The following is a 25875-nucleotide window of genomic DNA, read 5'->3' as shown; positions in this document are numbered from 1 at the left end:
TGATATGGAGTAGCGCCGAGATCAGGAGGTCGTCCCGAGATCAGGAGATTTCCCCGGAAACCTCCTGATCTCGGTAACAGCTCCTGATCTCGGGACAGCCCGATCGGATGCTGCAGCTACGGCGCCGCGTCGACGACGGGACGGTGAAGGTCATACGCGCGTCCGTCAGGGAATCTTCACGGATGCCGGGATCTCATCGATGACAGTCACGATAACTCTGCTGGACCAGCTGCCCTCCTCAAGATCACCGCGACCGACTATCAGCCCCTTTGTCGTATCCACATCGACTGTCTGCATCCAGTCGCTCTCGCCGCCCTCGGGGAAGGCGATCGTGGTGATATCGCCGTCCACTCGCACCACCTCGGCGCCATCCACGAGCGCGAGCGCCTGGAACATCGCAGCCCGCAGCTCCGCGGGCGCGAGGTTGAACTCAATTGGCTCGCCGAGCCGCGGCGGCGAACACGATGACAGGTACTCTTGGTCGTAGGTGTCGAGCCACTCGACCAAAAGTGTGGCGTCGCGCGGCATGTCGTCGTAATAGCAGTCCAACGCATTGCGGTGGAAATAGTGGATGTCCTCCGGTTCGACCCCTTCGGCACCGACACCGGTCAGGCTGTAGACGCCGCCTGGATACACCTGCACGCCCATTCCCGGTCCAGCTCCTTCGGACTCGAGCACGGCTCGGGCATCGTCCGCCTCGGGACCGGAGATCGAGAGAATCTCGGTCGACTCGTCGTAGTCCTCCACCCAGTCCTGCGCCCGATCCGCAGGCACGTACAGCGATCGAGTCTCGCGTACCGTCGCTTCCGTCGCCGAGCCGCGACTGTCGAGAAATCCCCGCTCGGCAGCGCTTGGATCCGGAGTCCAGCCCAGCGTCTGCGTCGACACCTCTTGGATGCGGATGTACTGTCCTGGAGCCGGATCGAGCACGGAGGCGTGCAGCGTGGCATCCGCCGCCTCGTTCAACACCTCGGCCGCCGACGCACTCGGCGCTTCCACTGGAGCCACCACCGACCCCACGACGATGGCGGTCGCTGCGACGCCAGCCACCAACCCGCCGATTCCTATTCCCGCCCAGCGGCGCCTTGTGCGACGCACCCGCTCCGGACGTCGACTCCGCGCAATCTCCCGCGTCAGCGCATTCCGCGCCATTCGGATGTTCTCGTCTGTTGCCTGCGCCTCATCGGCGCCGATCTCACGAACTCGTTCCGTAAGCGACATCGCTCTCCTCCTTCACCATCCAGGTCAGCCGGGACGCACCGTGCGACCCGGGAGGTGCGAGCTTGCGACGAACGCGATTCAAACGAGACCTCACCGTGCCGACGGGCACGCCAAGCGCCGCTGCAACCTGTTCGTAGGTCAGATCTCCCCAGGCGTACAGCAACAGGGTGTCTCGATCCTTCGTCGACAACGCTGCGATCCGTGGTGCGAGGCCGCGCAAGGCTGCCTGCGCATCGAGCTGGTCGTCAGACTCGACGTGCGGTATGCCGCTCGGCATCGCCGCACCAGAAGACGCCTCGAAAGCGCGCCATTGACGCGCCTCTGCGGCCCGGTGACTCTTGACCAGCCGCGTCGCGATCCCCAGTAGCCACGGCAATGCCGATTCCCAGGCACCGTCAAACGATGCTCGACGCCGGAACGCCACAAGAAACGTCTCGCTGAGGACATCATCGACGGCATCCGTGCCGACCCGTCGCCGGACGTACCCACCGACGGGGCGAACGTGCCGTTCGAAGATCTGGGAGAAGGCTCCTGGTTCGTCGAGCGACCGCGCGATGATCTCGTTGTCTGTGCTCACACTGGGTATTGCCCGCCACGGCCCGGACAGTTCACACTTTCTTCCTGGACTTCGACAGATCCAGCCTCATCACGACACGAGGGAATCCGTTGAGCACTGAACTTGTCTCCGCGGCCTGAAAGAATCCCGCTTTCTCGAACAGCGATTTGGTGCCGACATACATCATCGTCAAGTCGACTCGCTCGCCAGCATTGTCAACCGGGTACCCCTCCACGGCCGGTGCGCCGCGGTCCTTCGCATATGCGACGGCGCCCTCGATCAGCGAGTGCATGACTCCCTGCTTGCGGTAGCCAGGGCGCACCCGAAAGCACCACAGTGACCACACATCGAGGTCATCGACGTGTGGAATCAACCGGTTTCGCGCGAAACTCGTGTCACGGCGCGGATGAATCGCCGCCCATCCCACAGGCTCGTCGTCGAGGTAAGCGATCACCCCCGGCGGCGGGTCGTGATCGCACAGCTCCCGCACCCGCTCAGCCCTGGCATCGCCTCGCAGCGCGTTGTTCTCTTTGCTTCCGATTCGGTAGCTCAGGCAGAAACACACGTTGGAGGTCGGTTTCTTCGGCCCGACAAGCGTCGCGACGTCGTCGAACACTGTCGCCGGGCGCACCGTCATGCTCATGAAGATAGTGTGCCGGACGCTGCAGACATCCGGTGCGCCGCGTCAGTCAGCGCGAGTCAATCGCCGCGCAGAACATCCAAAGCGTGCACGAAGTCGTCAGGATATGGCGATTCGAACCCGACCCACTCCCCCGTTGCCGGGTGCGTGAATGCGAGCTTGTGAGCGTGCAGCCACTGGCGGGTGAGTCCCAACCTGGCCGCGATCGTCGGGTCGGCCCCATAGAGAGGATCACCGACGCAGGGATGCCGGTGGGCGGCCATGTGCACGCGAATCTGGTGAGTGCGCCCGGTCTCCAGGTGAATCTCCAGCAGCGACGCTCCAGGGAACGCCTCGAGCGTCTCGTAGTGCGTCACAGAGTCTTTGCCAGAAGGCGTGACTGCAAACTTCCACGAGTGGCTCGGGTGGCGTCCGATCGGCGCATCAATCGTGCCTGCGAGCGGATCAGGATGCCCCTGCACGACCGCGTGGTAGATCTTCTCGACCGTACGCTCTTTGAACGCATGCTTCAGGGCTGTGTACGCCGATTCGCTCTTTGCGACGACCATGAGGCCGCTCGTGCCGACGTCAAGTCGATGAACGATGCCTGCACGCTCGGCAGCGCCGCTGGTGGCCACGCGGAATCCTGCCCCGGCGAGAGCACCGAGCACAGTCGGGCCCTCCCAACCCTGGGAGGGGTGTGCGGCGACGCCTGACGGCTTGTCCACCACGATGATGTCGTCATCGTCGTAGACGATCCCGAGTTCGGGAACGACGATGGGAATGATCTTCGGCTCTTCTTTCGGCTGCCACTCCACGCTCAGCCATCCACCGGCGCGAAGCCGGTCGGATTTTCCGAGCGTGACGCCGTCCAGGCTCACGCCTCCCGCCTCAGCGACCTCGGCCGCGAACGTCCGGGAGAAGCCGAGCATCTTGGCCAGAGCCGCGTCGACGCGGGCACCTTCCAGCCCGTCAGGAACGGGCAATGATCGCGACTCCACGCTCAGGCGCCTTTGTCGGAATCAGCGTCGACAGCCTCGACAGCGTCGGCTGCATCGATCGCAGCATCCGAATCAGCGGCACCCGAACCAGCAGCATCCGAATCAGCCTCTGCCGCGGGAGCGACATCGTCCTTCTCACGGGTGCCGTCGAAACGGAGTCCGAGCACGACCAGCAGCGCGACAGAGATCATGCCGCAGACGATGAAGATGTCGGCGACGTTGAAAATCGCCGGCATCATCCACGGCATCGAGATCATGTCGACAACGTGCCCGACACCGAATCCGGGCTCACGCAGCAGTCGGTCAGTGAGGTTTCCCAGCACTCCGCCCAGCAGGCAGCCGAGAACGACCGCCCACAGTCGCGAGCGCAACCCGAAGGCCTTCCATATGATGATTCCCGCAACGATCGCGAGCGCGATCGTGAAAATCCACGTCACCTCGCTGCCGAGCGAGAATGCCGCGCCGGGGTTTCGCACGTAGTACAGCTGGAGGAAGTCACCGAGAACCGGCACCACTTCATGAAGCGGAAGGTTCTCAACTGTGAGGTACTTCACAAACTGATCGGCGGCCAGCACCACTGCCGCGAGAACCGCGACAATAATACCGGCCGCCGACCGACGAATCTGGCGACGTCCTGGCAAAGGGGACGACCTAGAGACCGATCGCGGAGACCGGCGTGGAGTCCGTCGAGTTCGCCTTCTCATCAAGGTCGCGCAACTGGCCCTCGATGTACCCACGCAGCTGCGTGCGGTAGTCGCGCTCGAAGTTGCGGAGCTCGGTGATGCGAGCCTCCAACGTGTTGCGCTCGCGCTCGAGGCGGGCCGACTCTTCGCGCTGCTGGGCCTGCGCCTCAGTGCGGATGCGGTCGACCTCGGTCTGAGCGTCAGTGATCAGCTGGTTCTTCTTCGTTTCGCCCTCGGCAACGTGCTCGTCATGCAGACGCTGAGCGAGTGCGATGATGCCGGCAGTAGCGGTGGTCGAACCGGTCGCGTCGGACGGAGCCGCGGCGACAGGAGCTTCTGCGGCAACAGGCACCGGTTCAGCGACGACGACGACGGCAGGAACCTCGTCAACGACGGCAGGCGCTTCTTCTGCGACAGATGCGGCAGCGGCCGGCGTTTCGCCAGACTCGTAAGACGCGAGCTTTGCCTTCAGCTCAGCGTTCTCTTCGAGAGCCTTACGCCACTCGACGACGATCTCGTCGAGGAAGTCGTCAACCTCATCCGGGTCGAAGCCGTCCTTGAATCGGACGTGCTGGAACTGTTTGGTGACGACGTCATCCGGGGTCAGTGCCATTTTCTCGGCTCCTCTTTCGATGAGTTCTGTGGCCAGTGACTGAAGCATGGCTCGGTATTGATTCGGCGCGTACCCGGGGCGCACGCCTGGGTGCAAGCATAGTCCCCGCTCGCCGACGACGCGATGTGAGCAGTCACATATGCGCGCACGGGCCGGGGGCTACACGTAGATGAATGCCCGCACGATCGACATCAGAATCAGCACGCCGAGCATCGTGAGAGTGAATCCGAAATCCAATGAGAGAGTCCCGATCCGCAACGGAGGAATGAAGCGTCGGAACATCCGGATAGGAGGATCGGTCACGGTGTACACGAGTTCGGCTGCGATGAGACCGGCGCCCTTGGGGCGCCACTCACGATTGAACAGCGGGATGTACTCGAGAATGAGACGCGCGAACAGCACGAAGATGTAGATCAGCAGGATCAGATGAATGATCGATGCGATCACTGAGACAAGCGTTGTCACGGTTCAGGACTGATCGAAGCCCGCAGATTCCGGATCTGCGTGCGCAATGCCACCGTGACCCGAAATAGCGATGTTCTCCGGCGAGAGCAGGAACACCTTGCTGGTGACGCGCTCGATGCGGCCGTAAAGCCCCAGGGAGAGACCGCTCGCAAAGTCGATCAGACGGCGTGCATCAGCATCGCTCATCTGGGACAGGTTGATGATCACCGGAATGCCCTCGCGGAAGCTCTCCGCGATCAGCTGGGCGTCGCGGTACTGCTTGGGGTGCACCGTGAGGATCTCGTTGACCGTGCCAGCCGTGGGCTGACGAACAGCGACCGGACGACGCAGCGGAGTCACCGGCGCGGGAGCGGGCTCATCCTGCTCGTGATCGCGGTCGCGATCACGCTCACGATGTGCACGTGCAGGCGTCGGAGCAAGCTCCTCCTCGTAGGCCTCTTCCTCGTCGGCGAGGCCCAGGTACACCATGGTCTTCTTCAGCGGGTTTCCCATCGTGTCCTCCGTGTTTGGCATGGGCTGATCTGTTTCGAGGTTAACCCCGGTCGGGCCGGGGTCCGGTGATTGCCGAGCCGATCCGCAGGTGTGTCGCACCCGCAGCGATCGCCTCGATGAAGTCGCCGGTCATGCCGGCGGAGATCCAGGTGGCATCCGGTTCGACACGCCGGATGCTGTCGGCAATGCCGCGCAGGCGAGCGAACGCGGATGCAGGAGCCTCATCGAGCGGCGCAACACCCATCACTCCACGCAGCCGCAGTGACGGGAGCGTGAGGATGTGTTCGGCGAAGCGCTCAGCCTCATCGGGGGCGACTCCACCTCGACCGGGATCGTCAGTGAGATTGACCTGCACGAGCATGTCGAGCACGTCACCATCCTCCGCGGCTCGGTGCAGTGAGTCTGCGAGTTTGATTCGGTCGACGGAATGCACGACATCAGCAGTGCGGCGAATCGTGGCAGCCTTGTTCGTCTGCGCCTGCCCGATGAAATGCCAACGCAGGCCGTCGAGTTCCAGCTCAGCCGACTTCGCAGAAAGCTCCTGCTGGCGGTTCTCGCCGACGTCACGCACGCCGAGGGCGTGCAGCTCGCTCACGAGGGATGCTGGATGAAACTTCGTCACCACGATTCGGGTAATGTCAGCGGCATCCCGCCCGGCGATGCGCGCGGCATCCGCGATCTGTGAGTCGATCGCGGACAGCCGCGCAGCAAGGTCAGTCAATTTACTTCAGGAACTCGGGGATGTCGATGTCATCGTCAGCGAACGCCGGCTCCAGGCTGGTCGCGGCAATGCGCGGGGCAGGCTGGGTGGCCTCCGGATCCTGCGCGGAGCTCTGCTCACCTGAGTCCGACAGTGCGACCTCTGGCAGTGCGGGCGCCGCTGGGCGAGAGACCACCATCGGGTCGATTCGCAGCGAGGGTCCTCCGTTGTCGAAACCGGCCGCGATGACGGTGACGCGAACCTCGTCGCCGAGAGTGTCGTCGATGACCGTACCGAAGATGATGTTCGCCTCGGGGTGAGCTGCTTCCTTGACGAGATCCGCGGCATCGTGAATCTCGAAGATGCCGAGGTTCGAACCGCCCTGGATCGACAGCAGCACGCCGTGCGCGCCCTCGATCGATGCCTCGAGCAGCGGAGACTCGACAGCAAGCTCAGCAGCCTTGATTGCGCGGTCAGCGCCGCGGGCAGAACCGATACCCATGAGAGCAGATCCGGCACCCTGCATGACCGACTTGACGTCGGCGAAGTCGAGGTTGATGAGACCGGGGGTCGTGATGAGGTCAGTGATGCCCTGCACACCGGCGAGGAGCACCTGGTCTGCCGTGGCGAAAGCCTCAATCATCGAGATGCCGCGGTCGCTGATCTCCAGCAGACGGTCGTTCGGCACGACGATGAGAGTGTCGACCTCTTCCTTGAGCTTCGCGACGCCGGCCTCAGCCTGACTCTGCCGACGACGGCCCTCGAAGGAGAACGGCTTCGTGACGACACCGATGGTCAGCGCGCCGATCGACTTTGCGATGCGTGCGACGACCGGAGCACCACCGGTGCCGGTGCCGCCACCTTCACCAGCGGTAACGAAGACCATGTCAGCACCCGTGAGTGCCTGCTCGATCTCTTCAGCGTGGTCTTCCGCGGCGCGACGGCCGACCTCGGGGTCAGCACCAGCGCCGAGACCCCTGGTTAGCTCGCGGCCCACGTCGAGCTTGACGTCGGCGTCGCTCATGAGCAGCGCCTGCGCGTCGGTGTTGACAGCGATGAACTCGACTCCACGAAGGCCGAGATCGATCATGCGGTTGACGGCGTTGACTCCGCCACCGCCGACGCCGACGACCTTGATGACGGCGAGGTAGTTCTGGTTCTGGCTCATGGCCGGCCTCCGATATGTTGAGCCTGGAAAGAGTGTGAACTTTAAACCTCAACTAGAGGTGTAAAGTATTTCCCGGTATTGCGTTCTCTGATTGACGGTAGGCGCACTCTGCGCGCGCACGCGCAGCGACACGGGCGTGTCGCTGGTTTCCATCCCGGAACGGGCCTCAGCCGGCGACGGCAGCGTCCGGCGAGGACACATCGTACGTGTGCGCGCCCGGATTCGCCGTCATCACAGATGCCAGTACCACGGCTTTTTCGCCGGAACGCTCTGCGCTCCCCCACACGACGACCACCCCGCTGGAGAGCGTCAGCGTGACGTCGTCCTGGCTGCTCGCCTGCACCGAGGCCAAGTTCGTACGCACCTCCGGCGGCAGCGACCTGACCACCAGACCGACCGATTTGAAGGCCGCAGATGTCGTCCCGTCTGCGACTTCGATCACCGGCTGCCCGGCCGGAGGGTCAGGCGTCGTCGAAAGTGCGACCCCCGCCGCATCGACGAGCGTGAACCCGGCATCCGACGCGATGACCCCGATCGGTGTGCGCTCCACAATACGAAGCGTGAGATCGTGTGGGGGTTTGGCTTCGAGCGCGTACGTCTCAATCAGCGGAAATGCGACCAGGGCCGCCTTCACCGCGTTGTCGTCAACAAGCGCGATCGGCGTTCCAATCTGATCGGCGAGCGCTGCCTCTACCGCGGTTGGATCAAGAACGGATGCGCCGACGACTGTGACCTTGCGCACGGCGAAGAACGGACTGTATGCGGCAGCCACGCTTCCGCCGATGAGCAATACGACGGCGCCCAGCGCACCGAGCCAGATCAGCCGACGACGACGAGACCGCTGGGTGAATCGGCGGATCTCCGCCCGTAACGTCTTGCGACGCGCGCGGGCCGCACGCCAGACATCCCGAGCGGTCAGTCCCTTAAGCGTCTGCGGCTCAGCAGCTGCGACATCTGCCGACATCTCCGCCGAAGATGAGTTCGGCTTATGGAGATCCACAGGATCGCGCGGGGCCACCGACTCCGCTTCAACCTGCGCCTCACGCGTGAAGCGTGCAAAGCGAGATGGGCGAGCCTGTGCAGGCTGCTCCTCCGGCTCTGGCGTGGTCGGAAGCGGTGCCGGACGACGCATCGATCAGTCCTCGACGGTCTTTCGCAGCGACTCGAGCACCTGCGGAATCAGCAGATAGACGTTGCCGCAACCGAGCGTGATGACGTAGTCACCCTCCCGTGCCACGGTGGCCGTGTAGTCCGCGGCCGCCTGCCAGTCAGGAACGTAGTGCACGTGCTCCTGATCAGCGAACGCGCCGCTGACCAGCTCGCCGGTGACGCCGGGAACAGGGTCTTCTCGGGCGCCGTAGACATCCAGCATGACGGTGTGGTCAGCGTATGTCTCGAGAATTTCAGCGAACTCGCGGTACATGTGCTGCGTGCGCGAGTATGTGTGCGGCTGCTGGATCGCGATAATGCGACCGTTGCCGACGACGCTGCGGGCGGCCTCGAGCGCGACCTTCACCTCGGTCGGGTGGTGTGCATAGTCATCGAAGACGCTCACGCCGCGCTCGACGCCGTGCAATTCGAAGCGTCGCACCGTGCCGGCGAAGCCCTCAACGGCACGCACGGCTTCGCTGAGCGCATATCCCAATGTGAGGAGCACAGCGACGGCTCCAGCGGCGTTGACCGCGTTGTGTGCGCCAGGCATGGCGAGCTGCATGCGCGCGCTCTTCCCGGCATGGGTGAGCGTGGCGGCGACGGGGCCAGCCGTTGAGATATCGGTGAGTCGCACATCGGCATCCGGTGCTACGCCGAAAGTGATCACGTTCTGGTGGGAGAGGCCGGCAGCTACCCGCAGCGCGCCTGCGTCATCGCTGGAAATCACGACCGCCTCGCTCGCCGCGTCGGCGAAGCGAATGAACGCGTCGTGGAACGCCTCATCCGAGCCATAGTGATCGAGATGATCGGGATCTACATTCGTGATCAGCGCGATCGCCGTGTCGTAGAGCAGGAAGGTGCCGTCCGACTCGTCAGCCTCGACGACGAAGAGGTCGTCGGCACCGGACGCACTCGAAGCACGGAGCTGCTCGATCACGCCGCCGTTGACGAAGTTTGGGTCAGCGCCGAGCGACTGCAGAGCAGTGACGATCATGCCTGTCGACGTCGTCTTGCCGTGAGCTCCGGCAATCGAGACCAGGCGCCGCCCGCCGATGAGCCAGTGCAGTGCCTGCGAACGGTGAATGACGTGCAGTCCGCGTTCCTTCGCCGTGACGAACTCGGGATTCTCCGGCCAGATCGCACCGGTGTGCACGACGGTGTCTGCATCGCCCAGGTGAGCGGCATCGTGACCGACGTGAACAGTCGCCCCAGCCTCGGCGAGAGCGCGCAGGCTGTCGCTGTCTGCGCGATCCGATCCGGACACGCGGATGCCGGCATCGAGGAACATCTTCGCGAGTCCACTCATGCCAGATCCACCGATCCCGATGAAGTGGGCAGAGGTGATGGATTCAGGAATCGGAAGGGAGAGGTCAGGTCTGATCATGTCTCGTCCATCCTAATTCGCTGCCCTGACAGCGGCTCCCTGGCACGCCGCTCGACCTACGCGCCCAGGTCAGTCGCGCAGCGCGCGGTCGATCATCGCGATGACGTTCTCGGTGCCGGTGCGGATACCCACGTTCCCCGCAGCAGCGGCCATCCGTTCGATCCCCGCGCGATCGCCGAGAAGCGGCACGATGCTGTCTCGCACTGTGTCGCCGGTGAATCCGCTGTCCTCGAGCAGGATCGCCGCTCCTGCGTCGACGACGGAGGCGGCGTTCAGACGCTGTTCGCCGTTTCCGACCGCGTAGGGCACATAGACGGCGGGCAGGCCGAGAGCGCTGATCTCACTGACCGTTGCCGAGCCCGCACGCGAGACGATCAGGTCAGCGAGTGCGAAGGCGAGATCCATCCGGTCGACATAGCGACGCATGACGTATCCGGGAGCCTCGGGGTCGATGAGGTCGCTGCGCTCCCCCGTCACGTGCAGCAGCTGCCAACCGGCCGCGCGCACATCTTGCCAAGAGTCGGCGAAGGCTTCATTGAGCCGCAGCGCTCCCAGTGAGCCGCCGAAGACCAGCAAAATGGGCTGCGCCGCATCGAGTCCGAAGTGCTCGGCCGCTTCTGCACGCGTAGCGGCTCGATCCAGGTCGACGATCTCGCGTCGCAACGGCATACCGACGACTTCACTGCCCTTGAGCGGCGTACCGTCGAATGCGACACCGATGCCAGCCGCCCAGCGCGCGCCGAGGACGTTTGCCAACCCCGGCTTCGCGTTGGCCTCGTGCACGATGAAGGGCACTCGCTCGCGACGTGCCGCGATGTAGGCCGGCGCCGAGGCGTAGCCGCCGAAGCCCACCACCACGTCGATGTCGTGCTCGCGAATGTGTGCCCGCACCTGAGCGATCGCCCTCCGGAAGCGTCCGGGAAAGCCCATTGCCTGCTTGTTCGGCCGGCGGGGGAACGGCACCTTGTCCACGATCAGCAATTCGTACCCGCGCTCAGGGACGAGGCGAGCCTCCAGCCCTTCCTTCGTGCCGAGCACGAGCACGTCGGTTCGTGGGTCTCGCGCACGCAGTCCATCGGCGACGGCAAGGAGAGGGTTCACATGGCCGGCGGTTCCGCCGCCTGCGAGGAGGTACGAGGTCACTTGGTGACCTTACCCCGCTCCGTTGCAGGAATCGTGCGAGCGAACGCCAGCAGCACACCACAGGCGAGCAGCACCGACAGAAGTGCCGTACCGCCCTGCGACATGAACGGCAGCGGCACACCCAGCACCGGGAAGATGCCGATCACGACGCCGATGTTGATGAGCGCCTGACCGATGATCCATACGGTGATGCCACCCGCCGCGACCCGGATGAACGGGTCGGAGGTCTTGCGCATGATGTGGAACGCGCCGATGGCGAAGAATGTGAACAGCGCGAGAACCACGATGCACCCGATGAGCCCCAGCTCCTCGCCCACGATGGCGAAGATGAAGTCATTGGATGCGGCAGGCAGCCAGCCGTACTTCTCCTGCGAGTTGCCAAGGCCGAGGCCGAACACACCGCCGTTGGCCATTCCCCATACTGCGTGGATCGACTGGTAGCAGTCGTGTTCGTAGTTGGCCATGTCGGTGCAGACAGCCGTAATGCGTCGCATGCGATCGGGACTCAGGACGGCCAGCACCACGACTCCAACGACGCCGAGGAGCACCGGAAGGATGAACAGTCGCAGCTTCACGCCCGCGAAGAACAGACAGCCGAGCAGGATCAGTACGAGCACCATCACCGTGCCGAGGTCATGACCGGCCATGACCGCGCCGATCACCAGTATCGAGACAGGAATCACGGGGATGAACACATGCCGCCAGATGCCCAGCAACGTTCTCTTGCGCAGCAGCACGTATGCGATCCACAGGGCGAGGGCAAGCTTCAGAAACTCCGAAGGCTGCATAGAGATCACACCGAGGTCGATCCAGTTGCGGTTTCCGGCGTCCTCGATGCCGAGCGGCGTGAACACGAGCAGCTGCAGCAGCGTCGCGCCGATCAGCGCGGGCCAGGCCATCTTCTTCAGAACACCGATGGGGAGCCTGCTCACCAGGAACATCAGCGGGATGCCGACTGCGGCGAACATCGACTGCTTGAGCGCTGTGTCCATGACACCGGACTCAGTGGCGCTCGTCGCCGAGATCACCATGATGAGGCCGAAGACGGTCAACAGCAGCGCAGTGGATGCGATGAAAAGGAACTCGCTCGACGGCGGTACGAAGATCCGCCCCAGCGAGACGCGTGCGGCGAGCCCTCGAGATTCAGTGCGGGGTGGGCGGGCTACCTGCGTCATCGGCGCTCCCCCGGTCGATCCATCTGCGCACCGCGTCGGCGAAGCGGTGGCCGCGATCCTCGTAGCTGGTGAACTGATCAAAGGATGCCGCGGCGGGGGCCAGTAGAACCGTTCCCCCGTCGATAGCGATCCCCGAGGCAAGTTCCACCACGCGGGTCATGACATCTTCAGTCTCCCCAGTGACCACCTCGATTACCGGGACTGCGGGCGCGTGTCGCTCGAATGCCGCGACCAGCTCGGCGCGTTCGACACCGATGATGAGCGCGGCGCTCGCGGAGCGCCCGGCATCCGCCACCAGATCGGAGAGGTCGACGCCCTTCAAATCGCCGCCAACGACCCACACAGCGCCGGGGTATGCGCGCAATGACGAGGCTGCGGCGTGCGGGTTCGTCGCCTTGGAATCGTCGACCCAGGTGACACCCTGGTGACGCGCGACGATCTGGATGCGGTGGGCATCAAGCTGGAACGTCTCCAGAGCACGGCGGATGGCCTCCGGCGACGTGCCGAGCGCGCGCGCGAGCGCGCTGGCCGCCAGAATGTTCTGCACCATGTGCGGAGCCGCGAGTCCGACGCGCTCGAGATCGTCGATCGTGGTCAACTCCAGCGCGCTGTTCTTGCGGTCGTCGAGGAACGCCCGGTCGGCGAGGATGCCGTCGACCACACCGAGATCGCTTGGTCCGGGCACACCGAGGTCGAAGCCGATCGCTCGCGCTCCCTCCGAGACCTCGGCGTCTTCCACCATCTGGCGCGTCGCCAGGTCTGCTTTGTTGTACACGCACGCGACGCGGGTGTTGCGGTAGACGAAGGCCTTGGCGTCGCGGTATGCCGCGGCACTGCCGTGCCAGATCAGATGATCGTCAGCAAGGTTCAGACACACAGACGAGTGCGGCACGAGCTCACCCGCACTGCTGCTCTGCCCGATGTACCAGAGCTGGTGACTGGAGAGTTCGACCACGAGCACGTCGAATCCGGCCGGATCGCGTACCGCATCCACAACGGGAATGCCGATGTTGCCGCACGGCGCGGCACGCAGCCCGCCCTCGGCGAGCATCGTCGCCGTCAGCTGGGTGGTGGTGGTCTTTCCGTTCGTGCCGGTGATGAGCACCCAGTCAGCGGGTGTGCCATCTGCGCGCACGACCTTGTCGCGCACGCGCCACGCCAGCTCTACATCGCCCCACAGGGCAATGCCGACTTCCTGCGCCCAGACGATCAGCGGATGCGACGGCGAGAAGCCGGGCGAAGCCACAACGACCTCAGGGTCGAAGTCGCGAAGCGCCTGCGGCACCTCATTCAGCGCGCCGAGTTCGAGATTCGCACCGATCACCGGCACGAGACGCTCATACTCCTCTGATGCTGATTCCGAGAGCACGAGCACCTCTGCACCGAGTTCGGTGAGCGTGTCAGCGGCAGAGAACCCGGTGACCGACAAGCCGAGTACGGCGACACGCAGGCCTTTCCAGTCGGCGTGCCAGCTGGTCAGTGCATCCAGACGCGCAGTACTCATACCAGAGTGAGCCATTCCACGTAGAAGAGGCCCACGGCCGAGATGGCGAGAAGACCTGAGATGATCCACAGTCGAACGACGATGGTTACTTCCGGCCAGCCGCGCATCTCCAGATGGTGATGGAACGGGCTCATCAGGAACAGGCGCTTGCCTCGGGTGAGTTTGAAGTAGGTGCGCTGCAGAATCACCGAGCCCGAGGAGAGCACGAAGACACCGGCGATTACCAGGAGCAGAAGTTCGGTGCGGGTGAGGATCGCCATCGCGGTGATCACACCGCCGATGGCCATCGATCCGACATCACCCATGAAGACCTTCGCCTTGGGCGCGTTCCACCAGAGGAACCCGATGAGACCTGCGGCAAAAGATGCACCGACGATCGCGAGGTTGAAGGGGTCTCGCACTTGATAGCAGGCGGCGAGGGCGTCGGCTTCGGCGCCGGTGCCCGCGCCTGTGCAGGACTGCTTGAACTGCCAGAACGCGATCAGACTGTAAGCGCTGACGACGAACACACCGGCGCCAGCTGCAAGACCATCGAGGCCGTCGGTGAGGTTGACGCTGTTGGATGTCGCGATGCCGATCACAGCGATCCAGATCAGGTAGACGACCCAGCCGATGACCACGCCTAAGGCGAAAAGATTCAGCCAGGGGATGTCTCGGAACAGGGAAACATAGCGGCTTGCCGGCGTCTGTCCCCACTGGTTCTCGAAGTTCAGTGCGACGACGCCGAACGGGACCATCACGATCAGCTGACCGATGACCTTGCGCCACCCCGAGAGCCCGAGACTGCGCTGCGATTTGACCTTCATGTAGTCATCGATGAAGCCCACAGCGCCGAAGCCGAGCATGAGCCACAACACGAGGATTGCGGAGAGCGCCGGAGGGCTGCCCCCTGCATAGACGCCGACGAAGTAGCCGACGATCGTGCCGAGAATGAAGATGAGCCCACCCATCGTGGGCGTGCCCCGCTTTGCCTCGTGGCTCGGGTTCGCGATGTCTTCCGGGGTGCGGATGACCTGCCCCCAGCCCCAGCGGCGAAACAGCCGCAGGAAGACGGGAGTAAGGAAGAGGGTGAAGGCGAGCGATATCGCCGCAGCCATGAGGAGTGATCTCACGAGAACAATTCTCCCAGACGATCGCCGAGATGCCGAAGGCCCACGGAATTGGATGATTTGACGAGCACACGATCACCGTCGCGCAGTTCGGTGCGGAGGTATTCGAACGCCGCATCCTGATCGAGCAGATGCACGGCTTCGCTGTCCCACGAGCCTTCGCCGACCACCGAAAGATAAAGACGGCGCGCCTCTGGGCCCACCACGACGATGCGGCGGATGTTCAAGCGCACCGCGAGCAGACCGATCCGATCGTGTTCTTCCCCTGCGCTCTCCCCCAGCTCACTCATCGCGCCGAGAACAGCGACCGTGCGCTCGTCCGGCCCAGTGATCTGTGCAAGCGTGCGCAGCGCCGCGGCCATCGAGTCTGGGCTGGCGTTGTACGCGTCGTTGATGATGCGCACCCGATCGTTGCCCATCGGCTGCATGCGCCAGCGCTCAGCGATCTCGACGGTCTCAAGTCGTGCGACGGAGTCGGCGAGAGAGACACCCAGAACTCCGGCAGCTGTGATCGCGGCCAGCGCGTTACCGACATGGTGCGCGCCGAGAACCTTCAAATGCATCGGCAGCGATTCGCCCGCCGCAGCGACCATCACGCGCGTGCCATCGGCTGCGACCTGAACATCAGTCGCCCGCACATCTGCCGTGTCATTCTGGCCGAAGCCAACTACCCGCAGACCATGGGCAACGGCCTTTTCGCGCATTGCCGCCACACGGGGGTCGTCGACATTCAGCACCGCCGCACCGCCAGGACGGGATGCTGCGATCAGCTCTGCCTTGGCCGTAGCGGTCGCCTCGATGCCACCGAAGCCGCCGGCGTGCGCCATGCCGACCATCAGAATAACGGCGACATCCGGTTCAACGAGCCCGGCAAGATGTGCGATGCTGCCTGGGCCAGCCGCGCCGAACTCGCTGACCAGGTAGCGCGTGTTCTCGGTGACGCGGAGCATGGTGACGGGTGCACCGACCTCATTGTTGTATGAGTCGATCGGTGCGACGGTCTCACCCTCGTCTGCGAGGATGCGCGCAAGGAAGTTCTTCGTCGTGGTCTTGCCATTGGACCCGGTGATCCCGACGATCTTCAGTTGCCCCCTCGCGCGCACGCGCGCGACGACGGCACGGGCGAGATCAGCCAGAGCGACCACGACATCCGCGACGATGATCTGCGAGACCGGAGCGTCGACGGTGTGCTCGACCAGAGCGAGCACCGCGCCGTTCTCCACGGCCGTACCGACGAAACGGTGGCCGTCGGTCTCCGCTCCTGGCTTAGCGATGAAGATGCCCCCCGGGGTCATCTTCCTGGAATCGGTATCGACGACGCCGCTGACCACGGTGTCCGCGGTGTCAGCGTCGATGACACGTAGATCGCCGCCGGTGATGGCAGCAATCTCTGCAAGCGACAGGGCGATCATGACATCTCCATGCACGGCGAGGCGCCGGCTAGTTGAATTTGGGGAGCAGCTCGTCCATCGGTTCGGTGGACGGTGACACGCGATAGGTCTTCAGAACCTGAGTCATCGCTTTGTGGAAAGCGGACGCCGTCGCTGCTGATGATGCAAGCCTAGTCGGCTCGTCGAGCGTGACGATAACGACGTACTCAGGGTCATCCACCGGGGCGAAGCCCACCATGCTCGTGTAATAGGCGTTTGCTTTGTAGCCGGGGCCGTTCTCGTTCGGCTTCTCGGCGGTACCCGTCTTGATGGCTACCCGGTAGCCAGGAATCTCCACCTGCTCGGAGAGACCGCCCTGCACGGCGACGTTCTCCAGCATGCGCGCCACCTCATCGGCAGTGGACTCGGAGATGATCTGCTCATGCTCCGGTGCATCCGGGGTCACGACCGTGCCATCGGCCAGCGTGCAGGACTCGATGAGCGACAGATCGATCTTCTCGCCACCGTTGGCGATGGCCTGGTAGGCACCGGCAACCTGTGGCGCGGTGACCGTGAAGTACTGTCCGAACGTGGTCGTGTACAGCGACTGGCTGTCCCACTTGGAGACCGGGTGCAAAACGCCACCCTCCTCACGAGGGAAATCAATCGTCTTCTCCGTTACGCCGAACTTCTTCAGGTAGTCGTAGCGCACCTGCGGGTCGACCATGGTGCCGAACTTCGATACCGCAACGTTGGATGAGTCGATCAGTGCACCGGCCAGCGTGTACTGGTTGGCGCCGTGCACGAACGCGTCGTTGATGACAGCGCCGTTCGGGAAAGTTTCGCGGCTTGCCGCGCTCACCGTGGTGTTGCCGTCCACAGCTCCGGTGTCCAGCAGTGTCGCAGCGGTGACGGCTTTGAATGTCGACCCCGGCTCGAATGTCGTGGTGAACACCCGCGTTCCCCAGTCATCCGGTGATGAGGAATCAAGGTCGTTGGGGTCGAGCGACGGCCATTCGGCCGCGGCACGGATCTTTCCCGTTTTGACCTCTACGACAACAGCAGTTGCCGCTTTCGCGCCCTGCTTCTGCGCTTCTTCTGCAACCATCTGCTGCAGATACCACGACAGATCTCGGTTGATCGTCAGCTGTACGGTGCCGCCGTTCAGCGCGTCGACAGTGCGTTCGCTGCCGGGGATGATGACCCCGTCGGTACCACGCAGGTAGGTGCGCTCGCCATCTGTCGGGGCGAGGCATTTGGCCTCCATTTGCTCGACACCGAGTCGCCCGACGCCAGCGGTGTCGAGATAGCCGACCACGTTGCCCGCAACCGCGCCGCTCGGGTAGACCCGCGTCTCGCGCGGTGTCATGTGCAGGTAGATGAGCCCAAGGTCACGCAGTTCAAGGTACTTCTCGGTGCTGAGCCCCTTCTCCAGCAGGTAGTACTCCGATTCCGAGTTGTTCTCCAGGTTGGCTGCGACGCCGGCACGCAACTCATCCGCGTCCTGACCCGTGATCTCAGCGATCTTGTCAGCTGCTTCAGACCACGGTGTCTCCGGAGGGCCGTTCTCGTCGTTCTCCAGGAGCATCAAGACCTTCGGACTGAGCTCGGCGTCATAGACCTTCGTGCTCGACGCCAGGATGATGCCGTTCTCATCGACGATCGACCCTCTGTTGCCGTAGAGCGCATCCGTGCTGCCGAGCTTGCCGACGTTGAGGGAATCCTCCACGTGCTCGGTCGCGCTCACTACCTGGATGTCGACGAGGCGAACGACGAACGCTGCCAGTACCGCCAGTATCACCGCGAGGGCGACGACGGTGCGTCGGCGTGGGCCGCGCGTGGCTCGTGTCGTCATGGGATTCCCTCAGTGTCCGTTCAGCGGGTGGTGGGGCTGGGCAGCCCCTCAGTTATTGGCGGGGGAATATTCGGGTCGACCGTCTCGACGGCATCCTCAGCGGTCTGTTCCTCTTCTGCGACGACAACGGGCGGAACCGGGTCACCCAAGAGGGCGTTGTGAACGGCTCCGCTACCCGTCGGGTCGACCGAGGACTGCGATCCGGCCCCGGCGTTCGCGCCGAGTATGGCCGAATCGCTCAGACGCAGGTACGACGCAGAACCGGTGACGACCATGCCCAGCTCTGCGGCTTTCGTCGCCAGCATCTGCGGCGAGGAGATGCCTGCGAGGTCATCTTCAAGCGCGCTCGCCTGCAGATTGAGTTCCCGCTGCTGCGAGGTGAGGTCAGAGAGCACGAAAGAGTCGTAAGTGATAGCGAGCGACAGCCCGATCTGAGCGACGCCGATCGCCGCAGCACCGCCGAGAGCGATGAGCGCGTAGGCGAGCTTCGGTCGGCTGCGAGGTGCGGGTGCGGTGACAGGCTTGAGTTGACGCGCGGGACGCGTCGTCGGGGCCTTCGGCTGCGGCAGCATTGCTGCGGCGGTTGCGCGGCTCATACTGCCTCCCTGATTCTTTCCGCAGCGCGCAGGCGAACGGGAATGGCGCGCGGATTGCGCGCCTTCTCCTCATCACTTGCGAATTCTGCGCCCTTGGTGATCGTGCGGAACCGCGGTGTGTGCTGCGGCAACTCGACGGGGAGCCCGGCAGGAGCGGTAGAAGCGGATGCCGCGGCGAAGGCCTGCTTGATCAGGCGATCCTCCAGCGACTGGTAACTCATCACGACGATGCGCCCACCGACTGACAGCGCGTCCATGGCCGCAGGAATCGCGTCGGCAAGCACGCTGAGCTCGGAGTTGACCTCGATACGCAGCGCCTGGAACACGCGCTTGGCAGGATGTCCTGCGCGTTGCACAGCGGCCGGCGTCGCGGCCTGGAGCAGGTCGACGAGATCTTGAGAACGCTCGAGCGGCTTCTCGTCGCGAGCCTGCACGATGAAGCGGGCGTAGCGCGCGGCGAGCTTCTCCTCGCCGTATCGCTCGAAAATGCGGCGAAGGTTGCCCTCGGCGTAGGTCGCCAGAACTTCAGCGGCCGTGACGCCCTTCGTCTGGTCCATACGCATGTCCAGCGGCGCATCTTTCGAATACGCGAAGCCGCGCTCTGCCTCGTCTAGTTGCAGCGACGAGACGCCTAGATCCATCAGGATGCCAGACGCTCCGTGCGCATGCAGCCCGATCTCGTCGTACACCGTGTGCACGAGCGTGATCCGATCGGCGAAACGTTCCAGCCGCTGTCCAGCGATGCGCAGTGCATCGGTGTCGCGATCGAGACCGATGAGTCGGATGTTGTCGAATCGCTCCAGCAGAGCTTCGGAGTGCCCGCCCATGCCCAGCGTGGCATCGACCAGTACCGCGCCGTCGTGCTGCAGCGCCGGGGCCAGCAGCTCGACGCAGCGATCCAGGAGGACGGGGGTGTGAATGTCGCGGAGATTCATGATTATTTCCGGTGACCTTCGACTCTGATCCCCCTCCGCTTCTCGACCCGGCACCGGGGAAGTGTGTCGGGGCGGGAGCGGCGGGGCATCACAGTCGAAGGTCAAAAGAGTCCCGGAATCACCTCCTGTTCCAGTTCTGAGTACGTGTCCTCGCCAGCGGCGAGGTAGTCGTTCCATGCCGCGGCATCCCAAATCTCGGCGTGCGCGCCGACACCTGTGACGATGAGCTCCTTCTCGAGCCCTGCGTACTGGCGGAGAGGAGCGGGGATGGTGATGCGGTTCTGGCTGTCCGGCATCTCCGCGCTTGCTCCGGAAAGGAACATGCGCAGAAAGTCACGGGCTTGCTTGTTGCTGAGCGGCGCCTGACGGATCCGCTCATGCATTGCCTCGAATTCGGCGGTGCTGAAGACGTAAAGGCATCGCTCTTGGCCACGGGTGACCACGATGCCGCCACCAAGATCCTCACGGAACTTCGCCGGCAGGATGACTCGACCTTTGTCGTCGAGCTTCGGTGCATGCGTTCCCAACAACATCAGCCATCACCCCCTCTGTTTCCGGCCAACTCGAGGTGTCCCCCACTTTACTCCACTTTGCTCCACTTTTATATGGCAAGGCCAGGACAGCATCGCATATTGGCATCCACTTCCGCACCACTCCCCCGTGATTCCGCGGCAGAATGCGGTTAATCAGATGTGGAGGATCGTGGAGGGGACACGAAAAAGCCCGGATGCGCAATGCATCCGGGCTTGTGAAGCTCTGTATCTAGGAGAGCACGAGGTCAGCGACCGTCTTGTCGACGATCCCAACGGTCGTTCATACGTTCCATGAATGAGGACGAATCCTGCGGCGGCTTTGATTTCGCCGGACCTGACACGCGCGCCGGGCCGGTGCGTCGAGTCGGTGTGGCTGCGAGGATGACTCCGACGAGCATCGCAGCGAATCCGATCACGCCGACGATGATGCTGCCGACGGAGCCGAGCTGGCTCCCGAGTGCGACGCCTGCGACCAGTGCACCAATGCCGACGAGCAGCAGAACCGCACCGTAGACGAGGTTGCGGTAGCTGAGCGTGCGATCTCCTGAGGGCGCGGTGACGATGTCTGCATCATTGTGCAGGAGATGGCGTTCCATCTCATCGAGCAGACGCTGCTCCTGTTCTGACAGTGGCATTACGCCCCCCTCGGGTTCAGTGTCTCTAGTCTACGCTCGCGAAACGGTCGAGGCTACATATCAGCTGAGAACCTAAGCTGATTATCGTGCCCTCCCCCACGCTAGTCCAGGATGCCGTCGCCACTCGCCTGGATCATTTCTTGAACCTGCGACGATCCGAGTCAGATGAGTACGGATCTGATGCAGCGATGTTCATCGACGCCGCGGCAGAAACGCTGCAGGGCGGCAAGCGACTGCGCGCACGCTTTTGCGACGCCGGATGGCGCGCGGTGGCGCGCTTCGCCGATCGTAATGCCACGGAGACAGATGCCGTGTGGGACCTCTGTGCGGCGCTGGAGATCTTCCAGTCTGCAGCCCTGGTGCATGACGATCTGATCGACAACTCCGACACCCGACGCGGGCGTCCGGCAGCCCATCGCGCGCTGGAACAGCAGCACCGCGCGCTGACGTGGTCTGGGGATGCCGAGGCTTTCGGCCGCGCATCCGCAATTCTGCTCGGCGATCTGCTCGTCGCGTGGAGCGACGATCTGCTCGAGCACGCGCTCACCGAGCACGTGCAGGCTCCTGCGGTGCGCCGGGAGTACGCCCGTATGCGCCGCGATGTCACCACCGGCCAATTCCTCGACATTGCCGAGGAATCCGCCTGGCGCGTGAATCCTGCATCCGAGCACGCGGATCGCGCCCTGCGCGTCGTGTCTCTGAAGTCAGCGCGGTACAGCATCGAACAACCACTGCTGCTCGGTGCGGTCCTCGCTGGCGCAGATGCGGTGCAGCAGGATGCGCTGCGGCAGTTCGGGCATCCGATCGGGATGGCGTTTCAGCTGCGGGACGATGTCCTCGGAGTGTTCGGCGATAAAGAAATCACCGGAAAGCCGACCGGCGACGATCTGCGCGAGGGCAAGCGGACGGTTCTGATCGCATTCACCCGGGAGAGACTGAGCGCCTCGGCGTGCCGGGTGCTGGATGAATTGCTCGGAGATCCGGAGCTGACACCGGATCAGGTGTCAGCTTTGCAGGCGACGATCATTGATTCCGGCGCGCTCGCTCGAGTGGAAGAGCTCATCACTTTCTACGCGCAGCAAGCCGACCGTGCTCTCTCCGGCGCACAACTCGACAATGCATCCGTCAGCGAACTGCGTGACCTCGCACGAGCAGCGACGGTGCGAACTGCCTGATCCTCAGGCGGATGCGCTCAGGCGAGAGCGCGCGCTACGCGGCGGACCGGGCTCTTGTGTCCAGCCAGGAGTGCGGCGATCGGAGTGCGACCCAGCTCTGCCTGCTCGCTCAGAAGCCAGTCGATGACCTCGTCATCGGTGAGCCCGGCATCCTTCAGGACGATGATCGTGCCGCGCAGTGACGCCAGAGGCTCCCCGTCGACGATGAAGATCGATGGAACAGCGAAGGCGCCATTGCGAGTCGAACCGATCAGATACTGCTCAGCGATCAGACGCCGAACCCGCCCCAGCGGCTCGTCGAGAACCTCGACGAGATCGGGCGTGGTCAACCATTCGAAGGCAGGGGTTTCGGGAGCAGTCTCAGACACATTTCGACTATCTCACTTCCGCGAGAACATCGCACATCGTCTCATCATTCACTTGAGTCACATCTGCCCCTTTGGTTGACATCCGTATACATCCGTGTCAGCGTTTCAAGAGTCTAAATAGGGGGACCCTTGAGACTCGACATCGAGCAATACCGCAATCGCTACACCCAGATCGGCATCCCAGCCGCAGTTCTGGGGGTTCTCGCGAGCACATTCAGTGCCGCGCCCGCCAGCGCAGAAATTCCGGCTGAAACCGGATCGCATCAGCGCCTCGCCGCTGTGCCGAAATTGGTGGTGCTGAAAACAGCAGTGCCTATATCGGTTCCTGCGAGCACGACGCCGGCCGCCTACACCGTGCAGAGCGGAGACACCGTCGGAGGAATCGCCGCCAAGTTCGGTCTCGCGACCGTCGATGTGCTCACGTGGAACGACCTCGGCTGGCGCTCCGTGATCTACCCGGGCCAGACTCTGACGCTCACGGCCCCTGCGGCTGCACCGGCACCGGCACCCGCAGCGGTTCCGGCACCCGCTCCCGCTGCCACGGGTCACACAGTGGTCGCCGGTGACACCATCTTCGCCATCGCGCAGAAGTATGACACCTCTGTCGGCGCGATTCTGGTGGCGAATGGTCTGAGCCATGACTCGGTGATCTACCCCGGGCAGGTCATCGCGATCGCCGGCACTGCCAGTCCTCAGCCCGCCCCAGCGCCTGCTCCCGCCGCGGCGCCGCCAGCCGCGCCTGACACCGCTGGCACGACGCACGCCGTCGTCGCCGGCGACACTCTCTTCGCTATCGCCCTGAAGTACGACACCACCGTGGCGGCGCTGTACGCGGCGAACAGTCTCGAGCCGTCGTCGATCATCTATCCGGGGCAGAGCATTATCGTCGCGGTCGCAGATGCGGTCGCGGAAGCGCCGACATCCACTCCCTCGCCGGTCTCGACAACCGCGCTAAACGCACCGCAAGCCGAGAACGCGACCATGATCATCCGGATCGGGCGCGAACTAGGCGTCTCCGAACGCGGCATCGCCATCGCGCTGGCCACCTCGATGGTCGAGTCGTGGCTGCGCAACCTTGATTGGGGCGACCGCGATTCGCTGGGCCTGTTCCAACAGCGTCCGAGTGCCGGCTGGGGCACGCCAGAGCAGATCACGGATCGCGATCGCAGCATCCGCGTCTTTTTCGGCGGCCAGTCTGACCCGAACGGTGCGACCACCCGCGGTCTGCTCGATATCCCCGGGTGGGAGAGCATGCCCTTCAGCGATGCCGCCCAGTCCGTTCAGATCTCCGCATACCCGGAGCGTTATGGCCCCTGGGAGGCCTCGGCGTACGAATGGATCGCACTTTATGGCTGAATCCCCGGCGTTTCGGCGCCGAAAGGGTGAGCCGCTCCCCTGGCTTTCAGCCAGTTCTTCATAGACTCTTTACGTGACGAGCAATCAGCAGGCCGACCCCCTCATTGGGCGGCTTGTCGATGGCCGGTACCGGGTGCGTGCTCGAATCGCGCGCGGCGGGATGGCCACCGTGTACGTCGCCACCGATCTTCGCCTCGAGCGCCGCATCGCTTTGAAGGTGATGCACGGCCATCTCAGTGACGACACCGTCTTCCAGGACCGGTTCATCCAGGAGGCCCGCGCAGCGGCCAGGCTCGCCGATCCGCACGTCGTCAACGTCTTCGACCAGGGCCAGGATGGCGAACTCGCCTACCTCGTCATGGAGTATCTGCCGGGTATCACGCTGCGTGAGCTGATGCGCGAGCAGCGCCGACTGACCATTGCGCAGACCATCACGATCATGGATGCGATCCTCGCCGGGCTCGCCGCCGCCCACAAAGCCGGCATCGTGCACCGTGATGTGAAGCCTGAGAACGTCCTCCTCGCCGAAGACGGTCGAATCAAGATTGGCGACTTCGGCCTCGCTCGCGCGACGACGGCGAACACCGCAACTGGTGCGCAACTACTCGGCACGATCGCGTACCTCGCACCAGAACTTGTCACGCGGGGCACCGCTGATGCCCGCAGCGACATCTATGCGCTCGGCATCATGCTCTACGAGATGCTCACCGGTGAGCAGCCGTACAAGGGCGAGCAGCCGATGCAGATCGCCTTCCAGCATGCGACAGAGTCGGTGCCGCGCCCCAGCGTGCGCAACCCCGGTGTGCCGGAACAGCTCGACGAACTCGTGCTGTGGTCGACCGAGAAGTCGCCTGACGAGCGGCCGGACAACGCCCAGCAGATGCTCGACCGGCTTCGCGAGATCGAGCGCGCACTCGGGGTCTTCCCGATGGCCGCCACGACTGCGACCACGCCGTTGCGCTCGCAGAGCGACTCGGGCGAGCTCACCAAGATCCTGCCCGCCACGATGATCATCGACGACCCGACCGGGCCCGTGGCTGTGGCTCAACCCATGGACAACGCGACGCTGCTGCGCCGCAGAACCTCCAAGCGGCGTGCCCGCGGGGCGTTCCTACTGTCGCTGGTTTTGCTGCTCGCAGTGCTGGCCGGTGGCATCGGATGGTGGTTCGGCTCAGGACCCGGATCTCTCGTTGGCGTTCCCCCCGTTGCGGGCCTCAGCTACGAGGCGGCCGCGGCAGCCCTTGTCGACGAAGGTTTCCAGCCGGCACGCGTTGATGAGAGTTCGGTCGACGTGGATGCCGAAACCGCGATCCGAAGCGAACCAGGCGAAGGCGAGAAGCTCGATCAGGGCGCCGAGGTGAGTGTGATCATCTCGACTGGCCCAGCCGCACACACCGTAGAGGCGTTAAACGGCCGCACAGAGCAGGATGCCAGGGACTATCTGGGAACCCTTAACGTGACGGTGCAGGACGAGACACTCGAGCTGTACTCCGATGCAGCGGCAGACATCGTCATCAACGCCTACGTGACACCGCGCGCCGGTGGTGAGTCCTACATCTGCGGTGACGGGTGCGAACTGTTCGAAACCGATTCTGTGGAGTTGTTTGTGTCGCTCGGCGGCCTGCCCGATGTCGTCGGGATGTCCGCTGCGGATGCTGTCGCCACTCTCGATGAGAAGGGCATCTCCGTCGCCGAGCAGTTCGAGGAGTTCAGCGACTCGGTCGAGGCCGGCATCGTGATCTCGATGGCTGAACGCGAAGGCGGCGAGAACTGGCGCCCCGGAGACTCGACCACGCTGGTAGTTTCCAAGGGGCCTCCTCCTGTGGAGATCACCGATGTCTCGGGATGGACGATCCGGGAAGCTGTCGCCGAGTTGCAAGAGCTCGGATTCAAGGTGAATGCCGGGATCGAAGACCGTGAGCTTCCACTGGGCGGCCGGTACTGGGATATCTACAAGGTCGCGTCGTTCGATCCAACAGGATCGGCGGCACGAGGCACGACCATCACGTTAACTCCGACGCTCTTCTAGCCCCAAAACACACAAACCGCCCTTCCCGAGCATCCGGA

26 protein-coding genes are annotated in these 25875 nt (G+C 63.9%); 3 read left to right on the top strand and 23 right to left on the bottom strand.

Features of this window, described 5'->3' with window-relative positions; translation table 11 throughout:
- Nucleotides 1–165 precede the first annotated feature (165 nt).
- From AC1C2Q_RS16290 to AC1C2Q_RS16185, 22 genes are all read right to left on the bottom strand, one after another.
- The gene (locus AC1C2Q_RS16290) at nt 166–1221 is read right to left on the bottom strand and encodes a hypothetical protein (RefSeq protein ID WP_495450981.1); all 1056 of its coding nucleotides are present in this window, start codon (nt 1219–1221) and stop codon (nt 166–168) included.
- Nucleotides 1196–1798, bottom strand: coding sequence for an RNA polymerase sigma factor (locus tag AC1C2Q_RS16285; protein WP_495450979.1), 603 nt, complete (start codon nt 1796–1798; stop codon nt 1196–1198). The genes AC1C2Q_RS16290 and AC1C2Q_RS16285 overlap by 26 nt, the downstream gene beginning before the upstream one ends.
- A gap of 31 nt (nt 1799–1829) precedes the next feature.
- Nucleotides 1830–2420 carry a GNAT family N-acetyltransferase gene (locus AC1C2Q_RS16280; protein WP_495450978.1) on the bottom strand — a complete coding sequence of 197 codons (591 nt, stop codon included), beginning with the start codon at nt 2418–2420 and terminating at the stop codon, nt 1830–1832.
- Nucleotides 2421–2476: 56 nt separating this feature from the next.
- On the bottom strand, nt 2477–3397 hold the full coding sequence (locus tag AC1C2Q_RS16275) for an RluA family pseudouridine synthase (RefSeq protein ID WP_495450977.1): 921 nt from the start codon (nt 3395–3397) through the stop codon (nt 2477–2479).
- A 2-nt stretch (nt 3398–3399) separates the two neighbouring features.
- Nucleotides 3400–3951 carry a signal peptidase II gene (gene lspA / locus AC1C2Q_RS16270; RefSeq protein ID WP_495451122.1) on the bottom strand — a complete coding sequence of 184 codons (552 nt, stop codon included), beginning with the start codon at nt 3949–3951 and terminating at the stop codon, nt 3400–3402.
- Between the two features lie 97 nt (nt 3952–4048).
- Nucleotides 4049–4693, bottom strand: coding sequence for a DivIVA domain-containing protein (locus tag AC1C2Q_RS16265; protein ID WP_495450976.1), 645 nt, complete (start codon nt 4691–4693; stop codon nt 4049–4051).
- 159 nt (nt 4694–4852) lie between these two features.
- The gene (locus tag AC1C2Q_RS16260) at nt 4853–5158 is read right to left on the bottom strand and encodes a YggT family protein (protein WP_495450975.1); all 306 of its coding nucleotides are present in this window, start codon (nt 5156–5158) and stop codon (nt 4853–4855) included.
- Nucleotides 5159–5161: 3 nt separating this feature from the next.
- Nucleotides 5162–5650, bottom strand: coding sequence for a cell division protein SepF (locus AC1C2Q_RS16255; RefSeq protein WP_495451120.1), 489 nt, complete (start codon nt 5648–5650; stop codon nt 5162–5164).
- A gap of 40 nt (nt 5651–5690) precedes the next feature.
- Nucleotides 5691–6371 (bottom strand): YggS family pyridoxal phosphate-dependent enzyme, encoded by a 681-nt coding sequence (locus AC1C2Q_RS16250; protein ID WP_495450974.1) that lies wholly within the window; start codon nt 6369–6371, stop codon nt 5691–5693.
- 1 nt (nt 6372) lies between these two features.
- Nucleotides 6373–7518, bottom strand: coding sequence for a cell division protein FtsZ (ftsZ, locus tag AC1C2Q_RS16245; RefSeq protein WP_495450973.1), 1146 nt, complete (start codon nt 7516–7518; stop codon nt 6373–6375).
- A gap of 166 nt (nt 7519–7684) precedes the next feature.
- Complete coding sequence (locus tag AC1C2Q_RS16240; RefSeq protein WP_495450972.1) at nt 7685–8650, bottom strand: cell division protein FtsQ/DivIB; 966 nt, start codon at nt 8648–8650, stop codon at nt 7685–7687.
- A 3-nt stretch (nt 8651–8653) separates the two neighbouring features.
- Entirely contained in the window at nt 8654–10054 is a 1401-nt protein-coding gene (murC, locus tag AC1C2Q_RS16235; protein WP_495450971.1) for a UDP-N-acetylmuramate--L-alanine ligase, read from the bottom strand.
- A 69-nt stretch (nt 10055–10123) separates the two neighbouring features.
- A complete protein-coding gene (locus AC1C2Q_RS16230) occupies nt 10124–11197 on the bottom strand; it encodes a UDP-N-acetylglucosamine--N-acetylmuramyl-(pentapeptide) pyrophosphoryl-undecaprenol N-acetylglucosamine transferase (RefSeq protein WP_495450970.1) in 1074 nt (357 codons plus the stop codon).
- Nucleotides 11194–12372 carry a putative lipid II flippase FtsW gene (ftsW, locus tag AC1C2Q_RS16225; protein WP_495450968.1) on the bottom strand — a complete coding sequence of 393 codons (1179 nt, stop codon included), beginning with the start codon at nt 12370–12372 and terminating at the stop codon, nt 11194–11196. The genes AC1C2Q_RS16230 and ftsW overlap by 4 nt, the downstream gene beginning before the upstream one ends.
- Nucleotides 12341–13876, bottom strand: coding sequence for a UDP-N-acetylmuramoyl-L-alanine--D-glutamate ligase (gene murD / locus AC1C2Q_RS16220; RefSeq protein WP_495450967.1), 1536 nt, complete (start codon nt 13874–13876; stop codon nt 12341–12343). The genes ftsW and murD overlap by 32 nt, the downstream gene beginning before the upstream one ends.
- On the bottom strand, nt 13873–14988 hold the full coding sequence (mraY, locus tag AC1C2Q_RS16215) for a phospho-N-acetylmuramoyl-pentapeptide-transferase (protein ID WP_495428472.1): 1116 nt from the start codon (nt 14986–14988) through the stop codon (nt 13873–13875). The genes murD and mraY overlap by 4 nt, the downstream gene beginning before the upstream one ends.
- Nucleotides 14985–16397 (bottom strand): UDP-N-acetylmuramoyl-tripeptide--D-alanyl-D-alanine ligase, encoded by a 1413-nt coding sequence (locus AC1C2Q_RS16210; RefSeq protein ID WP_495428471.1) that lies wholly within the window; start codon nt 16395–16397, stop codon nt 14985–14987. Before AC1C2Q_RS16210 ends, mraY begins: the two co-directional genes overlap by 4 nt.
- Before the next feature lie 28 nt (nt 16398–16425).
- Nucleotides 16426–18210, bottom strand: coding sequence for a peptidoglycan D,D-transpeptidase FtsI family protein (locus tag AC1C2Q_RS16205; protein WP_495428470.1), 1785 nt, complete (start codon nt 18208–18210; stop codon nt 16426–16428).
- Nucleotides 18211–18230: 20 nt separating this feature from the next.
- Nucleotides 18231–18806 (bottom strand): cell division protein FtsL, encoded by a 576-nt coding sequence (gene ftsL / locus AC1C2Q_RS16200; protein WP_495428469.1) that lies wholly within the window; start codon nt 18804–18806, stop codon nt 18231–18233.
- Nucleotides 18803–19741 (bottom strand): 16S rRNA (cytosine(1402)-N(4))-methyltransferase RsmH, encoded by a 939-nt coding sequence (gene rsmH / locus AC1C2Q_RS16195; RefSeq protein ID WP_495431631.1) that lies wholly within the window; start codon nt 19739–19741, stop codon nt 18803–18805. Before rsmH ends, ftsL begins: the two co-directional genes overlap by 4 nt.
- Before the next feature lie 101 nt (nt 19742–19842).
- A complete protein-coding gene (mraZ, locus tag AC1C2Q_RS16190) occupies nt 19843–20274 on the bottom strand; it encodes a division/cell wall cluster transcriptional repressor MraZ (protein WP_495428468.1) in 432 nt (143 codons plus the stop codon).
- A gap of 245 nt (nt 20275–20519) precedes the next feature.
- Nucleotides 20520–20909, bottom strand: coding sequence for an SCO2097 family morphological protein (locus AC1C2Q_RS16185; protein WP_495450966.1), 390 nt, complete (start codon nt 20907–20909; stop codon nt 20520–20522).
- Nucleotides 20910–20992: 83 nt separating this feature from the next.
- On the opposite strand from AC1C2Q_RS16185, the gene AC1C2Q_RS16180 reads away from it, so the two are divergent.
- Nucleotides 20993–22084 carry a polyprenyl synthetase family protein gene (locus AC1C2Q_RS16180; RefSeq protein ID WP_495451119.1) on the top strand — a complete coding sequence of 364 codons (1092 nt, stop codon included), beginning with the start codon at nt 20993–20995 and terminating at the stop codon, nt 22082–22084.
- A gap of 17 nt (nt 22085–22101) precedes the next feature.
- Here AC1C2Q_RS16180 and AC1C2Q_RS16175 read toward each other — a convergent pair whose 3' ends face one another.
- Entirely contained in the window at nt 22102–22452 is a 351-nt protein-coding gene (locus tag AC1C2Q_RS16175) for an Rv2175c family DNA-binding protein (protein ID WP_495450965.1), read from the bottom strand.
- A 129-nt stretch (nt 22453–22581) separates the two neighbouring features.
- Between AC1C2Q_RS16175 and AC1C2Q_RS16170 the strand changes: the two genes are divergently transcribed.
- Nucleotides 22582–23808, top strand: coding sequence for a LysM peptidoglycan-binding domain-containing protein (locus tag AC1C2Q_RS16170; RefSeq protein WP_495450964.1), 1227 nt, complete (start codon nt 22582–22584; stop codon nt 23806–23808).
- A 73-nt stretch (nt 23809–23881) separates the two neighbouring features.
- Nucleotides 23882–25837, top strand: a complete 1956-nt coding sequence (gene pknB, locus AC1C2Q_RS16165; protein ID WP_495450963.1) for a Stk1 family PASTA domain-containing Ser/Thr kinase — start codon at nt 23882–23884, stop codon at nt 25835–25837.
- The last annotated feature ends 38 nt before the right edge of the window (nt 25838–25875 follow it).

This window comes from Microbacterium sp. Y356 (assembly GCF_059445355.1).
This window is presented reverse-complemented; position numbering and strand designations above follow the sequence as displayed.

Bases quoted from the DNA above. Each gene is read 5' to 3' on its own strand.
- AC1C2Q_RS16290 (WP_495450981.1), bottom strand. From the start codon at position 1,221: ATGTCGCTTACGGAACGAGTTCGTGAGATCGGCGCCGATGAGGCGCAG.
- AC1C2Q_RS16280 (WP_495450978.1), bottom strand. From the start codon at position 2,420: ATGAGCATGACGGTGCGCCCGGCGACAGTGTTCGACGACGTCGCGACG.
- AC1C2Q_RS16265 (WP_495450976.1), bottom strand. From the start codon at position 4,693: ATGGCACTGACCCCGGATGACGTCGTCACCAAACAGTTCCAGCACGTC.
- AC1C2Q_RS16255 (WP_495451120.1), bottom strand. From the start codon at position 5,650: ATGGGAAACCCGCTGAAGAAGACCATGGTGTACCTGGGCCTCGCCGAC.
- ftsZ (WP_495450973.1), bottom strand. From the start codon at position 7,518: ATGAGCCAGAACCAGAACTACCTCGCCGTCATCAAGGTCGTCGGCGTC.
- AC1C2Q_RS16240 (WP_495450972.1), bottom strand. From the start codon at position 8,650: ATGCGTCGTCCGGCACCGCTTCCGACCACGCCAGAGCCGGAGGAGCAG.
- murC (WP_495450971.1), bottom strand. From the start codon at position 10,054: ATGATCAGACCTGACCTCTCCCTTCCGATTCCTGAATCCATCACCTCT.
- ftsW (WP_495450968.1), bottom strand. From the start codon at position 12,372: ATGACGCAGGTAGCCCGCCCACCCCGCACTGAATCTCGAGGGCTCGCC.
- murD (WP_495450967.1), bottom strand. From the start codon at position 13,876: ATGAGTACTGCGCGTCTGGATGCACTGACCAGCTGGCACGCCGACTGG.
- AC1C2Q_RS16210 (WP_495428471.1), bottom strand. From the start codon at position 16,397: ATGATCGCCCTGTCGCTTGCAGAGATTGCTGCCATCACCGGCGGCGAT.
- AC1C2Q_RS16205 (WP_495428470.1), bottom strand. From the start codon at position 18,210: ATGACGACACGAGCCACGCGCGGCCCACGCCGACGCACCGTCGTCGCC.
- ftsL (WP_495428469.1), bottom strand. From the start codon at position 18,806: ATGAGCCGCGCAACCGCCGCAGCAATGCTGCCGCAGCCGAAGGCCCCG.
- rsmH (WP_495431631.1), bottom strand. From the start codon at position 19,741: ATGAATCTCCGCGACATTCACACCCCCGTCCTCCTGGATCGCTGCGTC.
- mraZ (WP_495428468.1), bottom strand. From the start codon at position 20,274: ATGTTGTTGGGAACGCATGCACCGAAGCTCGACGACAAAGGTCGAGTC.
- AC1C2Q_RS16185 (WP_495450966.1), bottom strand. From the start codon at position 20,909: ATGCCACTGTCAGAACAGGAGCAGCGTCTGCTCGATGAGATGGAACGC.